Source organism: Kitasatospora xanthocidica, assembly GCF_014656195.1.
GTDB classification, from domain to species: Bacteria; Actinomycetota; Actinomycetes; order Streptomycetales; family Streptomycetaceae; genus Kitasatospora; species Kitasatospora xanthocidica.
The window spans coordinates 322,580-336,916 of sequence record NZ_BNBY01000005.1 but is presented as its reverse complement, the minus strand read 5'-3'; the positions used below and the strand labels follow the sequence as shown (position 1 = coordinate 336,916).

At 71.8% G+C, this 14,337-nt stretch carries 14 protein-coding genes; 1 reads left to right on the top strand and 13 read right to left on the bottom strand.

All coding sequences use genetic code 11. The features are described from left to right. Window position 1: 1 nt before the first annotated feature. From IE332_RS11865 to IE332_RS11845, 5 genes are all read right to left on the bottom strand, one after another. Window positions 2-2,272 carry an ATP-binding protein gene (locus IE332_RS11865; RefSeq protein WP_189915742.1) on the bottom strand — a complete coding sequence of 757 codons (2,271 nt, stop codon included), beginning with the start codon at window positions 2,270-2,272 and terminating at the stop codon, window positions 2-4. 218 nt (window positions 2,273-2,490) lie between these two features. Then, window positions 2,491-2,808, bottom strand: a complete 318-nt coding sequence (locus IE332_RS11860) for an STAS domain-containing protein (protein ID WP_189915741.1) — start codon at window positions 2,806-2,808, stop codon at window positions 2,491-2,493. A 355-nt stretch (window positions 2,809-3,163) separates the two neighbouring features. Continuing rightward, the gene (locus IE332_RS11855) at window positions 3,164-4,033 is read right to left on the bottom strand and encodes a 3-hydroxyacyl-CoA dehydrogenase family protein (protein WP_189915740.1); all 870 of its coding nucleotides are present in this window, start codon (window positions 4,031-4,033) and stop codon (window positions 3,164-3,166) included. A 264-nt stretch (window positions 4,034-4,297) separates the two neighbouring features. Continuing rightward, entirely contained in the window at window positions 4,298-4,948 is a 651-nt protein-coding gene (locus IE332_RS11850) for a response regulator (RefSeq protein WP_189915739.1), read from the bottom strand. Beyond that, window positions 4,945-6,147: a sensor histidine kinase gene (locus tag IE332_RS11845; protein WP_189915738.1), complete on the bottom strand. Its 1,203-nt coding sequence runs from the start codon at window positions 6,145-6,147 to the stop codon at window positions 4,945-4,947. Before IE332_RS11845 ends, IE332_RS11850 begins: the two co-directional genes overlap by 4 nt. Window positions 6,148-6,303: 156 nt before the next feature. Here IE332_RS11845 and IE332_RS11840 point away from each other — a divergent pair, with 156 nt between their 5' ends. After that, window positions 6,304-6,900, top strand: coding sequence for a hypothetical protein (locus IE332_RS11840; RefSeq protein ID WP_189915737.1), 597 nt, complete (start codon window positions 6,304-6,306; stop codon window positions 6,898-6,900). 32 nt (window positions 6,901-6,932) lie between these two features. On the opposite strand, the gene IE332_RS11835 is transcribed toward IE332_RS11840, so the two are convergent. The 8 genes from IE332_RS11835 to IE332_RS11800 form a co-directional block, all read right to left on the bottom strand. After that, window positions 6,933-7,505, bottom strand: coding sequence for a cob(I)yrinic acid a,c-diamide adenosyltransferase (locus IE332_RS11835; protein ID WP_189915736.1), 573 nt, complete (start codon window positions 7,503-7,505; stop codon window positions 6,933-6,935). Between the two features lie 114 nt (window positions 7,506-7,619). After that, the gene (locus IE332_RS11830) at window positions 7,620-8,120 is read right to left on the bottom strand and encodes a DUF2550 domain-containing protein (RefSeq protein WP_030057523.1); all 501 of its coding nucleotides are present in this window, start codon (window positions 8,118-8,120) and stop codon (window positions 7,620-7,622) included. Between the two features lie 148 nt (window positions 8,121-8,268). Next, a complete protein-coding gene (locus IE332_RS11825; protein WP_030282045.1) occupies window positions 8,269-8,652 on the bottom strand; it encodes a F0F1 ATP synthase subunit epsilon in 384 nt (127 codons plus the stop codon). Window positions 8,653-8,835: 183 nt separating this feature from the next. Further along, window positions 8,836-10,281 (bottom strand): F0F1 ATP synthase subunit beta, encoded by a 1,446-nt coding sequence (gene atpD / locus IE332_RS11820; protein ID WP_189915735.1) that lies wholly within the window; start codon window positions 10,279-10,281, stop codon window positions 8,836-8,838. Window positions 10,282-10,283: 2 nt separating this feature from the next. Next, on the bottom strand, window positions 10,284-11,198 hold the full coding sequence (locus IE332_RS11815) for a F0F1 ATP synthase subunit gamma (protein ID WP_189915734.1): 915 nt from the start codon (window positions 11,196-11,198) through the stop codon (window positions 10,284-10,286). A gap of 32 nt (window positions 11,199-11,230) precedes the next feature. Then, entirely contained in the window at window positions 11,231-12,805 is a 1,575-nt protein-coding gene (gene atpA, locus IE332_RS11810; protein ID WP_189915733.1) for a F0F1 ATP synthase subunit alpha, read from the bottom strand. 160 nt (window positions 12,806-12,965) lie between these two features. Beyond that, on the bottom strand, window positions 12,966-13,781 hold the full coding sequence (locus tag IE332_RS11805; protein WP_189915732.1) for a F0F1 ATP synthase subunit delta: 816 nt from the start codon (window positions 13,779-13,781) through the stop codon (window positions 12,966-12,968). Continuing rightward, window positions 13,778-14,335: a F0F1 ATP synthase subunit B gene (locus IE332_RS11800; protein WP_189915731.1), complete on the bottom strand. Its 558-nt coding sequence runs from the start codon at window positions 14,333-14,335 to the stop codon at window positions 13,778-13,780. The genes IE332_RS11805 and IE332_RS11800 overlap by 4 nt, the downstream gene beginning before the upstream one ends. Window positions 14,336-14,337 lie beyond the last annotated feature (2 nt).

The following is a 14,337-nucleotide window of genomic DNA, read 5'->3' as shown; positions in this document are numbered from 1 at the left end:
CTCAGGGCGTCGGCGACGCCGACTGGCTGGGCCCACCGGTGGTGGCGGTCGCCGTCGGCGACGGCGAGGTCGGTGAGCTGGTCGGAGGCGTCACCGGGGGCGTCGTGGGCTGGCTCGTCGGCGGCTTCGACGGCTGATGGGTCTGCGACGGCTGCCCCGGCGGCGGCACCGGCGGCTGCGGCTGACCCGGTGCGGTCGGCTGCGGTTGCGGCGGGGCCTGCGACTCCGTCGCCCCCGGCGAGGAGCTCGGCTTCTTCGACGGCGAGGCGCTCGGCGAGTGCGACGCGCTGCCGCTCGCCGAGGGCTCCGGGCTGCCGCTCGTCCCCGAGGGGCTGGCCGAGGCCGTCCCGGCCGGGCCGGGGGCCGGGCTGCCGGAGGGCTGCGGGAACGGCGGGTCCTGGGCGCCGCCGCCCTCGTCCAGCCGCCCGCTGTGCGAGTCCTTGGCGGGGTGCCCGTCCGGCCCGGTGAGGCTCATCGCCACCGCCGTACCGAGCGCCCCGATGGTCAGGACGGCCGTGGTGACCACGGCCACCCGGCGCCGCCGGCTGGACTTGAGCCGGGCCGGCACCCGGGCCGCGATCTTCCGGATGACCGGCGCGCGGCTCGGCGCCACGGGGCCGGCGGCCGGCAGCTGCCGCCCGTCGGCGCGCAGCAGGTCGAGCATCCGGCGGGCCGAGGCCACGCCGCGCGGCTCCCCGGCGGTCGCCCGCAGGGTGAGCGCGGTCTCCAGTTCGGCGACGGCCCGGGACGGCTGCTGCTCGCAGATCGCGTGCACGCCGGCCTCGTGGTGGAACCAGGCCTGGTCGCTCGCCGAGCCGGCCCGGCGGGCCGCCTCCTGGCCGAGCTGCAGCACCCGCTCCCAGGCTCCCCAGCGCAGCGCGAGCGCCAGGGCGGGCGCCGCCGCCCGGGCGAGCCGGATGACGGCGTCGTGGCGTCCGGCAGCCCGGTCGGCGAGCAGGACGCCGATCACCACCTCGGCCTCGGCGGCGATCTGTTCCAGCGTCACCGAGCTGTGCCCGACCCACCAGGCGAAGTGCTGGGCGGCGCCGTCCACGCAGCCCCGGGCCGGCCAGTGCGGGGCGAGCAGGTCGAACGCGCCGGCGGTCAGCCGGTGGTGCCCGCCGATGGACACCGTCAGCCCGGCGTCGGCGAGTTCGGCGAGGGCGGCCTCGCCCTGGCCGACGTCGATCAGCGCGGGCAGGTGCGGCGCGGTGGGGCACTCCCCGCCGAGGGCGACGGTGAGCCGCAGGACGGCCTGCGCGGGCTCGCTCAGCCCCTCGGCGAGCCGCACCGCGGGCGAGGCGGTCTCGGCGACCGAGGGCAGCGGGACGGTGCGGCGCAGCGCGTCCTCGCGGATCGCCGGGTCGGGGTCGTGGACGGGACCGTCGACCGCGCCGAAGACGTCCATCCGGTCGTCCTCGGCGGCGACCAGCGCGTCCACCGCGACGTCCCGCTGGCGCAGCAGGGCGGCGGCCTGGACGAAGCGCAGCGGCAGGCCCTCGGACTCGAACCAGAGGTCCACCGCCCAGGCCTTCTCGGCGACGTCCAGGGCCCGTCCGGCCAGCCGGGCGGTGAGGGCGAGGCAGGCGGCGCGGGAGAGCCCGGCGACGAGGTGGTCCCGCATCCGGGAGTCGGCCGCGAGCGGCGGGCTGTCCGGGGCGACCGAGACCAGGAAGGAGCAGCCGGGGGCGAGGGCGAGCAGCCGGTCCAGTTCGGCGCCGGAGAGCTCGGCGGCGTCGATCACCACGACCGCGCCGACCTCGGCGAGGTGGGCGGCCAGCTGTCCGGGGTCGGGCCGGTAGCCGGGGGCGTGGTGGGTGGCCGCGAAGAGGTCCTGGAGCAGGTCGGCGGCGGTACGGCGGTGGCCGCAGAGCTGGACGACGCCGCCGGGGGCGAGGTCGGCGGCGGCTTCGGCGACGGCCGACAGCAGCGCGCTGCGGCCGGAGCCGGCCTGGCCGACCAGGCGTATCGAGCGGCCCTCGGCGAGCAGGCCGAGCAGTTCGGCGATGTCGGCCTCGCGGTCGAGCAGCGGCAGGTCGGCGGGCCCGGCGCCCATGGCGAGCGGGCCGACCGCGCGCCCGACGCCGCCGACCGGGCCGCGGGCGGGCTCACTGCGTTCGATCCGGCGCGGGCGGGGCCGCCACTCCGGGGGGCAGGGCCGGGCCTCGGAACCGTCGGGGGCGCCGACGCCCACCAGCAGGCCGCCGGAGACCAGTTCGCCGCCGCGGGTGCGGACGGCCTCCTGCCTGAACTCCCCGGATGGCTGTGCCACGTTCTGCTCCGCATCGTGCTCGGCCGCCGGCGCCACGCGCCGACCGGCTGACGTCCCGGCCGCGGCCGTGGGCGGTCCCAGGGCCGGTCTTCTGACGGGCAGACTCTCGCACATCCGGGCCCGCCCGTGCAGGGCGGTCCGGGGCCGGGGGTCGTCGTGAGGCGCTGACCAGGCGTGATGCGGAAGGCGGGTGACAGCGGGCGGGCTGCGGAAGCGGACTAGAGGGCGAGTCCGTGCGCTTCGGCGCCGTCGACGGCGAGGATGCGGTGCAACTTGGTGGCCACCAGCAGTCGCTGGAGCTGGGCCGGGACGGAGCGCAGCACCAGGCGGCGGCCGATCCGGCCGGCCCGGCGGTGGGTGCCCATGATGACGCCGAGGCCGGTGGCGTCCCAGAACTCCAGCCGGGTGAGGTCGAGCACGAGGTCGCCGAGGCCGCCGTCCACGGCCTGGTGCAGCCGGGCCCGCGCGTCGGCGGCGGTGCGCACGTCGAGGCGGCCTTCGATGGCCAGCGCCGTGTGGTCGCCGGTGATGCGCATGCTCTCCTCCTTCGCCTGGACGGCCTGGTGCGGGGTGGGGCCGACCCGGCCGTACCGGGTGCGGGAGCGGGGGTGGGTGTCCGGGCGGGCCGCGGCCCCACGCCCGGACCCGGTCGGAATGCCGGGTTCCCTCATCTGACGGTGAACCCGCTCCGCAGGTTGCTGGTTCCCGCCGGATCTGAAGCAACTTCACTCGTCCGAGGGAATATACGCAGGAAGCTTCCACACCTACGCTCGATTACCGCCCAAATCACCCGTCTGCGGCATCCGGCGTGAGGAAACTCACCCGACCCGGTGGAGCGGGCCGTACGATGCTCCGATCGCACGGCCCGCCGGGCCGTTCAGCCCTGTCGGATCACTTGCCTTCGTACGGGTAGAAGCCGCGGCCGCTCTTGCGGCCCAGGTCTCCGGCGGTGACCATGCGGGCCATGATCTCGGGGGCGGCGAACTTCTCGTCCTGGGTCTCGGTGTAGATGTTCCGGGCGGCGTGCAGCAGGATGTCCACGCCGGTCAGGTCGGCGGTCTGCAGCGGGCCCATCGCGTGGCCGAAGCCCAGGCGGCAGGCGGTGTCGATGTCCTCGGCGGTGGCGACGCCCGACTCGTACAGCTTGGCGGCCTCGACGACCAGCGCGGTGATCAGGCGGGTGGTGATGAAGCCGGCCACGTCGCGGTTGACGACCACGACCTCCTTGCCGACGCCCTCGGCGTAGGCGCGGGCGGTGGCCAGTGCCTCGTCGCTGGTCTTGTAGCCGCGGACCAGCTCGACCAGCTTCATCATCGGGACGGGCGAGAAGAAGTGGACGCCGACGACCGACTCCGGGCGCTGGGTGGCGGCGGCGATCCGGGTGATCGGGATGGCGGAGGTGTTGGAGGCCAGCACGGCACCGTCCTTGGCGAGCTTGTCCAGCTCGCGGAAGACGGCCTCCTTGACCTCCAGCTGCTCGAAGACGGCCTCGACCACGATGTCGGCCTCGGCGACGGCGCCCAGGTCGGTGGTGGTGGTGATCCGGCCCAGGGCGGCCTCGGCGTCCTCGGCGCTCAGCTTGCCCTTGGAGACGAACTTCTCGTACGAGGCGCGGATGCCGGCGAGGCCGCGCTGCAGCGCTTCCTCGGTGACGTCCCGCAGCACCACCGGGTGACCGGCCTGCGCGGACACCTGGGCGATGCCGGCGCCCATCAGGCCGGCACCGATCACGGCGATCTGCTTGCTGGACGCATTGCTCATGGCTGGGTCTCCCGATGCCGTCGCCGCCTCGCGGGCGGGCCCTGAAGGCGGCTCAGGGCAGGGATCGCCGCCCTCCGAGCCGCATCGCTCAATTCGGGGACTCTAATGCCCGAATGCTCCGTGCAGTAGCAATCGGGAGTGTGATCTGCAACCGACCTGGTCAACCGCTCGAACAGCCGGTCAGACGGTCAGCGGGTTCACATGGTCCGCCGGTTCACATGGTCAGACGGTTCACATGGTCGGACGGTTCACATGGTCGGACGGTCAGATGGTCAGACCGAGGTCCTGCGCGAGGATCGCCGCCTGCACCCGGCTGCGCATCCGCAGCTTCGCCAGGATCCGGCTGACGTGCGTCTTGGTGGTGGCCTCGGCCATCTCCAGCCGGGCCGCGATCTCCCCGTTGGACAGCCCCGCCCCGACGCAGGCCAGCACCTCCCGTTCCCGGACGGTCAGCCCGGCCACCGCCTCCCTGGCCTCCGGCCCGACCGGCCGCCCCGGACGGGCGAAGCTGCCGATCAGCCGCCTGGTCACCGAGGGCGCCAGCATGCCGTCCCCGCGCGCCACCGTCCGGATGCCCTCGACCAGGGTGTCCGCCTCCAGGTCCTTGAGCAGGAACCCGGCCGCGCCGGCCCGCAGCGCGCCGTAGACGTACTCGTCCAGGTCGAAGGTGGTCAGCACGAGCACCTGGGCGGCCCCGGCGGCGACCACCTCGCGGGTCGCCGAGACGCCGTCCAGCCGGGGCATCTGCACGTCCATCAGCACCACGTCCGGCCGCAGCTCCAGCGCCAGCCGGACCGCCTCCTCGCCGTCGGCGGCCTGCCCGACCACCTCGAACTCCGGTTCGGCGCGCAGGATCATCACCAGCGCCGCCCGTACCGCCGCCTGGTCCTCCGCCACCAGCACCCGGATCGTCATGCCCGTCCCTCGCTCCCCTGCGCGCGCGGCAGCACCGCGCGCACGCTCCAGTACCCGTCCTTCGGCCCGGCCTCGAAGCTGCCGCCGAGCAGTCCGGCCCGTTCCGCCATGCCCACCAGTCCGGCCCGGGCGCCGGGCAGTCCGCGGCCCGGCTCGCCGCGGTACGGACTGTCGACCGCGATCCGCACGTCCTGCGGCCCGAACTCCAGCCGCAGCCGGACCAGTCCGGGCCCGGAGTGCTTGAGCGCGTTGGTCAGCGACTCCTGGACGATCCGGTACGCGGCCAGCCCGACCGGCACCGGTACCTCCCCGCGCTCGCCGTGCTCGGCCAGTTCGAAGTCCAGCCCGACGTCCTGGCCGGCCGCCCGGGCCTTGGCCAGCAGGGCGTCCACCGCGGCCAGGTCGGGCGCGGCGTACGACTCGTCGACCTCTCCCCCACCGCTGTCGCGGAGCAGTCCGATCATGCGACGCATTTCGGCCAATCCCTGGACGCTGTTCTCCCGGATCACCGCCAGCACCTCGACCAGCGGGTCGTCCGCCGGCATGCTCCGGCGCTTGGCCACCGACTGGGCGCCGGTGGCGTGGATCGCGATCGCCGACAGGTGGTTGGCCACCACGTCGTGCAACTCCCGTGCCATCCGGGCCCGTTCGGCGCCGACCGCCTCGCGCCGGTCCATCTCCGAGAGCAGCGCGGTCTGCTCGGCCCGCAGCCGCTCGGTCTCCGCCTCCTGCCGGTGCTTGCGCACCACGTCGCCGGTCCACACCGGCGCGAGGAAGACCAGCGCGCTGATCACCGCGATCAGCAGCCCGGCCGGGGTGCCGCCGGCGTACCAGGCCAGGCTGGAGAGCACCAGCACGGTCGACCCGCCGGTCAGGTGCAGCACCCGCGACATCCGGCGGCTGCCGTAGATCACCGCCGCGTACAGCAGATCGGTGTACATGATCAGCGTCGCCAGCAGGCTGCCGGTGAACAGGCTGGCCGCGAAGGCCAGACCGCCCACCGAGACCGCGAGCACCGGTCTGGTCCGCCGGCACAGCTCCAGCGCGGCCATCACCAGCATCGGCAGGACGACGGCCCACAGCGGGAGGCGGTCGGCGTTGTCGTACACCCGGAAGACGATCAGCACCGTCCCGCCGAGCAGCCCGCAGAGGGCGATCAGCTGGTCGAGCCGGCGCGGGGGGAGGGACGGAACGAGCACACCCCCATCTCACCATCCCCGGCGGGCCGCCCGGCTCCGGTCCGCGGAGGAGCCCGCTACATCGAAAGGTGCAGGCCCGGACGGCACCCCGCGACGACGACAGCGGCGCGCCCGCGCACGAGGCTGGAGGCACCGCCGAACGCCCTGGAGCAGAACGTGATCGTCACCCTCATCGTCGCGGCCGAGATCTCCTGGTGGATCGTGCTCGGCCTGGCCCTCTCCGCCCGCTACCTGCTGCGGTGGCGCCGCACCAGCACCGTGCTGCTGCTCGGCCTCCCGGCCGTCGACCTCGCCCTGTACGCCCTCACCGTGCTCGACCTGCGCGGCGGCGCCGAGGCGAGCTGGACGCACGCGCTGGCCGCGAGCTACGCCGGCTTCTCGGTCGGGTACGGCCCCTCGCTGGTCCGCTGGGCCGACCGGCACTTCCTGCACCGCTTCGCCGGCGGCCCCAAGCCGCTGCCCTCGCCGAAGTACGGCCCGGAGCGGACCAGGTACGAGTGGCAGGTCGCCGGCCGGACCGTCGTCTCGGCGGCGATCACGCTCACCCTGATCACCCTGCTCGTCCCGCTCTCCGCGGGCTCCGCCCACTACGGCACCTTCGCGCAGTGGTACTGGCGGCTGGGCATCGCCGCCGTGGTCAACGTGGTCGTGGCCGCCTGCTACTCGCGGTGGCCCAGGGAGGCCCCGGTGGGCGTGGTGGTGGTGGACGGCCGCGTGGTGGAGGAGGAGAAGACCCCGGCCCGGCAGGCCTAGCGCCAGTCCCCGCAGGCGCCCGAAGACGGGCCCTAGCGGTTCTCGCCCGGCACCCAGAGCACGTCACCGCGCTCCTTGTTGGCCACCCGGGCCAGGATGAACAGCAGGTCGGAGAGCCGGTTGAGGTACTTCGCGGTCAGCGGGTTGACCGTGTCGCCGTGCTCCGCGATCGCCGCCCAGGTGGAGCGCTCGGCCCGCCGCACCACGGTGCAGGCCAGGTGCAGGTGGGCGGCGCCGGCCGTGCCGCCGGGCAGGATGAAGCTGCGCAGCTTCTCCACCTGCTCCAGGTAGTGGTCGCAGTCCCCCTCCAGCCGGTCGACGTAGGACTGCAGCACCCGCAGCGGCGGGTACTTCGGGTCCTCGACCACCGGGGTGGACAGGTCGGCGCCGACGTCGAACAGGTCGTTCTGGACCCGGACCAGCACCGCCGCCACGTCCTCGGGCAGCTGCCCGACCGCGAGCGCCACCCCGATCGCCGCGTTCGCCTCGTTGGCGTCGGCGTACGCGATCAGCCGCGGGTCGGTCTTGGTGGTCCGGCTCATGTCGCCGAGCGCGGTGGTGCCGTCGTCGCCGGTACGGGTGTAGATGCGCGTCAGATTGACCATGCGGCCACCCTAGCCCGGCAGGTTAAGCCGCGTTAACCCCGCAAGCCGCTCCTACGCGACATTGACCCTCCCCCAGCCTCCGGCCGGGGGTACCCCCATCCGAGAGTCCCGTCGCTACGCGACATTGACTCTCTGCCCGGGCGGGGCCGCCTCCAGCCAGGCGAGGAAGCCGGTCAGCGCGTCCTCGCTCATCGCCAGCTCCAGCGGCGCCCCGTTGTGCAGGCAGCGCAGCACCACCGAGCCGGAGAGCAGCGCCAGCTCCTCCTGGCCCTCCGGGTAGCGCCGGCCGAGCACCTCGATCTCCCGCCTCGGCAGCACCTTGCGCGGGCGCGGGGCGTACGAGAAGACCCGGAACCACTCGATGGAGTCGCCGCTGTACCGGCCGATACCAAAAACCCACCCCTTGCCGTCGGTCGGGGGGACCGGGGCGGAGGTGGGTTTGCCGTTCTCGTCGAGGTCGGGCTGCGTCGAGGCGTCGGCGGGCATTTTGAGCCGGTAACTGCAGTCGAACGTGCCGCCGACCCGCTGGATCAAGCGGCGCCGGACGGCGAAGGCCATCAGGCCGATCACACCCAGCGCCACGACCGCCGCACACACCACAAGCGCGAGGACCATGCTCACCTACCTCCTCGCTACCCGCGTTCCCCGTAGCGGTCGTATCAAGCGACCGCGCTGACCTACCAACTACGACGACAGTCCCGGGGTCACGCTCGCGCGTCCCCGGGACCGTCGGTCGACCCCGCTAAGCCGGGGTCCGGCACACTCAGGCGTGGGCCTTGAGGCCGCGCGCCGCGAACAGACGGACCTCGGCGCGACGCTCGGCGTGCGCGTCCAGGTCCGACTTGGCCTGCTCCAGTGCGCGCTCGGCACGCGCGACGTCGATCTCGTCCGCCAGCTCGGCGATCTCCGCGAGCAGAGACAGCTTGTTGTCGGCGAAGGAGATGAAGCCGCCGTGCACCGCGGCGATGACAGTCCCGCCGTCCACCGTGCGGATGGTGACCGGACCGGTCTCCAGCACGCTCAGCACCGGGGTGTGGCCCGGCATGATGCCGGTGTCACCGGAGGCCGTACGGGCGACGACGATGGTGGCCGCACCGGACCACACCTTGCGGTCGGCTGCGACCAGCTCGACGTGCAGCTCAGCCAACGTGGGCTCCTAGGCTCATGCAACCCCCGATTACTCGGGAGTTTCGGTAAGAATAACGGCCCCGCGCCCCCGGCATGAAACCGGCGGCACGGATTTGACCGGAATCACAGCCGATGCGACGCGAGGGGTGGTCCCCAGGCTCGGGGGCCACCCCTCACGGTCATCAGCTGCTACCGGCCGCGATTACTTCTTCGCCAGCTCGGCGGCGTTCTTCTCGAGGTCCTCGATGCCACCGCACATGAAGAAGGCCTGCTCCGGGACGGAGTCGTACTTGCCGTCCGCGATCGAGTTGAAGGCCTCGATGGTCTCCGACAGCGGCACGGTCGAGCCCTCGACACCGGTGAACTGCTTCGCCACGTAGGTGTTCTGCGAGAGGAAGCGCTCGATGCGACGGGCACGGTGGACCGTGATCTTGTCCTCTTCGGACAGCTCGTCCATACCGAGGATGGCGATGATGTCCTGGAGGTCCTTGTACTTCTGCAGGATCCCCTTGATACGGACGGCCGTGTCGTAGTGGGTCTGCGCGATGTACCGCGGGTCGAGGATGCGGGACGTGGAGTCCAGCGGGTCGACGGCCGGGTAGATGCCCTTCTCCGAGATCGGGCGCGACAGAACGGTCGTCGCGTCCAGGTGGGCGAAGGTGGTGGCCGGCGCCGGGTCGGTCAGGTCGTCCGCGGGGACGTAGATCGCCTGCATCGAGGTGATCGAGTGACCGCGGGTCGAGGTGATGCGCTCCTGCAGGAGGCCCATCTCGTCGGCCAGGTTCGGCTGGTAGCCCACCGCGGAGGGCATGCGGCCGAGCAGGGTCGACACCTCGGAACCGGCCTGGGTGAACCGGAAGATGTTGTCGATGAAGAGGAGCACGTCCTGCTTCTCGACGTCACGGAAGTACTCCGCCATGGTCAGCGCGGAGAGCGCGACGCGCAGACGGGTGCCCGGCGGCTCGTCCATCTGGCCGAAGACCAGCGCGGTCTTGTCCAGAACGCCCGAGTCGACCATCTCGTCGATGAGGTCGTTGCCCTCACGGGTGCGCTCACCGACACCGGCGAACACCGACACACCACCGAAGTTCTCGGCGACGCGGTAGATCATCTCCTGGATCAGAACGGTCTTGCCGACACCGGCACCACCGAACAGACCGATCTTGCCACCCTGGACGTACGGGGTGAGCAGGTCGATGACCTTGATGCCGGTCTCGAACATCTCGGTCTTCGACTCGAGCTCGGAGAAGTTCGGGGCCTTGCGGTGGATCGGCCACTTGACCTCGACCTGGGCCTCGAACTCGGCCTTGTCGACGTTCAGCACCTCACCGAGGGCGTTGAAGACCTTGCCCTTGGTGATCTGGCCGACCGGCACGGAGATGGCCGCACCGGTGTCGGTCACCTGGGCGCCACGGACCAGACCGTCGGTCGGCTGCATCGAGATGCCGCGGATCAGGCCGTCGCCGAGGTGCTGGGCGACCTCGAGGGTCAGCACCTTCGTACCCGTGCCGTCGGGGTTGTCCACCTCGACGTGCAGGGCGTTGAACATGTTGGGGATCGCGTCGACGGGGAACTCCACGTCGACGACCGGGCCGATGACCCGCGCGACGCGGCCCGTCGCCGTGGTCGGCTCAACAGTGGTGGTCATTCTCATTCGCTCCCGCGGCTCGCGTCAGCGAGCGCGTTGGCGCCACCGACGATCTCGCTGATTTCCTGGGTGATCTCGGCCTGACGGGCCGAGTTGGCAAGCCGCGTGAGCGACTTGATGAGCTCGCCGGCGTTGTCCGTCGCGCTCTTCATCGCGCGGCGGCGGGCGGCGTGCTCGGAAGCGGCCGACTGCAGCAGCGCGTTGTAGATCCTGCTCTCGACGTACCGCGGCAGCAGCGCGTCCAGGACGCCCTCCGCCGACGGCTCGAAGTCGTACAGCGGGAAGATCTCCGACTTGGCCGGCGTCTGGTCGCTGAGCTGGACCTCGTCCAGCTTCAGCGGCAGCAGCCGGGCCGCCACCGCGTCCTGCGTCAGCATCGACACGAACTCGGTCGAGACCACGTGAAGTTCGTCCACGCCGCCGGTCTCGGCCGTGAAGGCCTCGATCAGCTCGGCCCCGACCGTCTTCGCGTCACCGTAGGTCGGCTTGTCCGAGAAGCCCGTCCACGAGTTCCCCACCGTCAGGTTGCGGAAGGTGTAGTACGACAGACCCTTCCGACCGACGATGTAGGTCACCACGTCCTTGCCCTCCTCGCGCAGCCGCTCGGTGAGCGTCAGCGAGGCCTTGATGGCGTTGGACGAGTAACCGCCGGCCAGGCCGCGGTCCGCCGTGATCAGCAGGACGGCCGCGCGCTTGGCGTTCGGGTTCTCGGTGGTGAGCGGGTGCTTGGCGTTGGACCGGGTGGCCACCGCCGTCACCGCCCGGGTGAGCTCATCGGCGTACGGAGCGGAGGCCGCCACCGCGCGCTGCGCCTTGCCGATGCGCGCCGCGGAGATCATCTCCATCGCCTTGGTGATCTTCTTCGTCGCGGTGACAGAGCGGATCCGGCGCTTGTAGACCCGAAGCTGTGCTCCCATGGGTCGTTACGTCCTTTCCCTCGCTACCGGACTCAGGCCTGCTCGGAGAGCAGCTTGCCGTCGGCGGTCTGGTACCCCTGCTTGAAGGCCTCGATCGCGCTGGTCAGCGCGTCGACGGTGCCGTCGGCCAGCAGACCGGTCTCGACGATGCCGGCGAGCAGGTCCTTGTGCTGCAGGCGGACGTAGTCGAGGAACTCGCGCTCGAAGCGGCGGATCTCGGCGACCGGGACGTCGTCCAGCTTGCCGGTGGTGCCGGCCCAGATGGAGACGACCTGCTCCTCGACCGGGAACGGCTGGTACTGGCCCTGCTTCAGCAGCTCGACCATGCGCGCACCGCGCTCCAGCTGGGCCTTGGAGGCCGCGTCCAGGTCGGAGCCGAAGCCGGCGAAGGCCTCCAGCTCACGGTACTGGGCGAGGTCCAGGCGCAGACGGCCGGCGACCGAGCGCATGGCCTTGATCTGGGCGGAGCCACCGACGCGGGAGACCGAGATACCGACGTTCACGGCCGGGCGGATGCCGGCGTTGAACAGGTCGGACTCCAGGAAGCACTGGCCGTCGGTGATGGAGATGACGTTGGTCGGGATGTACGCCGAGACGTCGTTGGCCTTGGTCTCGATGATCGGCAGACCGGTCATCGAGCCGCCGCCGAGCTCGTCGTTCAGCTTGGCGCAGCGCTCCAGCAGGCGGGAGTGCAGGTAGAAGACGTCACCCGGGTAGGCCTCGCGGCCCGGCGGGCGGCGCAGCAGCAGGGAGACGGAGCGGTAGGCCTCGGCCTGCTTCGACAGGTCGTCGAAGATGATCAGGACGTGCTTGCCGGCGTACATCCAGTGCTGGCCGATGGCCGAACCGGTGTACGGGGCGAGGTACTTGAAGCCGGCCGGGTCCGAGGCGGGAGCAGCCACGATGGTGGTGTACTCCAGCGCGCCGGCCTCCTCCAGGGCGCCGCGGACGGACGCGATGGTGGAGCCCTTCTGGCCCACGGCGACGTAGATGCAGCGGACCTGCTTCTCCGGGTCGCCCGAGCGCCAGTTGTCGCGCTGGTTGATGATCGTGTCGACGGCCACCGCGGTCTTGCCGGTCTGGCGGTCACCGATGATCAGCTGACGCTGGCCACGGCCGATCGGGGTCATGGCGTCGATCGCCTTGATGCCGGTCTGCAGCGGCTGCTTGACCGACTTGCGGGCCATGACGCCGGGGGCCTGCAGCTCCAGGGCACGACGGGACTCGGCGGTGATCTCGCCCAGGCCGTCGATCGGGTTGCCCAGCGGGTCCACGACGCGGCCGAGGTAGCCGTCGCCGACCGGAACCGAGAGGACCTCGCCGGTGCGGCGCACGGTCTGGCCCTCTTCGATGCCGCCGAACTCACCGAGGATGACGACACCGATCTCGCGGGTGTCGAGGTTCAGCGCGAGGCCGAGCGTGCCGTCCTCGAACTTCAGCAGCTCGTTCGCCATGACCGAGGGCAGGCCCTCGACATGCGCGATGCCGTCCGCCGCGTCAGTGACCGTGCCGACCTCTTCCACAGAAGCGGCGTCCGGCTGGTACGACTGGACAAAGTCGGCCAGCGCGTCCCGGATCTCCTCCGGACGGATCGTAAGCTCCGCCATCAGGCTTCCCTGCTCTCCTAGTTTGCGATCCTCGGCCCGCCATTGAGGGCCGCAAGTATTCGACTCTCGGCCGGGTCTTCCGAACCGGCCGTACGTTGTACCGGCTCCTTGGGGAACCGGTTTCCCGACCGAGGGTCGGATGTGCTGCTTCGGTGCTTGCTCAGCCTTCGAGCGACTGGCGAGCGCCCTCGAGGCGGCTCGACACGGTGCCGTTGATGATCTCGTCACCGATCTGCACCCGGACACCGCCGACGACCTCGGGGTCGACGTCGATGTTCAGGTGGACCTGGCGGCCGTACATCCGGTGCAGAGCGCCGGACAGGCGCTCCTTCTGGGTGTCCGACAGCGGCACGGCGGTGGTGACCAGGGCCACCACGCGGCCACGGCGAGCGGCGGCGAGCTTCGAGTAGGACGCGAGGCCCTGCTCCAGGCTACGGCCACGCGGCGCGTTGACGAGGGCGGTGACCAGCCGGACGGTGCCGGCGTTGGCGCGGCCGCCGAGCAGCTTCTTGATCAGCTCGGCCTTCGCGACGGCACCGGCCTTCGGCTCGGTCAGCGCGGCGCGCAGCTCGTGGGAGCCGCTCACCACCCGGCCGAAGCGGAAGACCTCGTCCTCGACGTCGTCCAGGACACCGGCCTTGTCCGCGGCGATGATCTCGGCGTAAGCGGCGAGCTCCTCGGTCGCGTCCACCAGGTCACGCGAGCCCGACCAGCGGGAGCGGACCAGACCGGAGACCAGGTCGACGGCCTCGCCGGAGACCTGGCCGGTCAGCAGCGAGGTGACCAGCTGGGCCTTGTCCTGGCCCGACCGGGACGGGTCGGTCAGGACGCGGCGCAGCGAGACCTCACGGTCCAGCACGGCGGTGACGGCGGTGAGCTCGTCGGCGAGCTTGGCCGCGTCCACCGTGGTGGAGTCGGTCAGGCTCTCGAGGTTCTGCCGACCGGCGGCGAGGGCCTCACGGCTGGCGCCGATCACTTGGCCGCGCCCTGAGCAACGGCGGCCTTGGCCTCCAGCTCGTCCAGGAAGCGGTCGATGACACCGCTCTGCCGGGTGTGGTCCTCGAGGGACTCACCCACGATGCGGGACGCCAGCTGGGTGGCCAGCGAGCCCACGTCCTGGCGCAGGGCGGCAGTCGCCTGCTTCTTGTCGGCCTCGATCTGGGCGTGACCGGCCGCGACGATGGCCTCGCGCTGACGCTGGCCCTCCTCGCGCATCTCGGCGAGCTGGGCGGCGCCCTGCTCGCGAGCCTGCTCGACAATGCGGGCGGCCTCGTGACGCGCCTCGGCAAGCTCGGCGCGGTACTGCTCAAGCACGGCCTGGGCCTCGGCCTGAGCGGCCTCAGCGCGCTCCATGCCGCCCTCGATGGCATCCCGGCGCTCCGACAGCACCTTCTCGATGCTGGGGAGGAGCTTCTTGCCGAGCAGACCGAAGACGATGAAGAAGCAGAGCAGGCCGATGATGACCTCGGGCCAAGCGGGGAGAAGAGGGTTCATCTTCTCCTCTTCCGCGAGGAAGACCACGGGGTTCATAT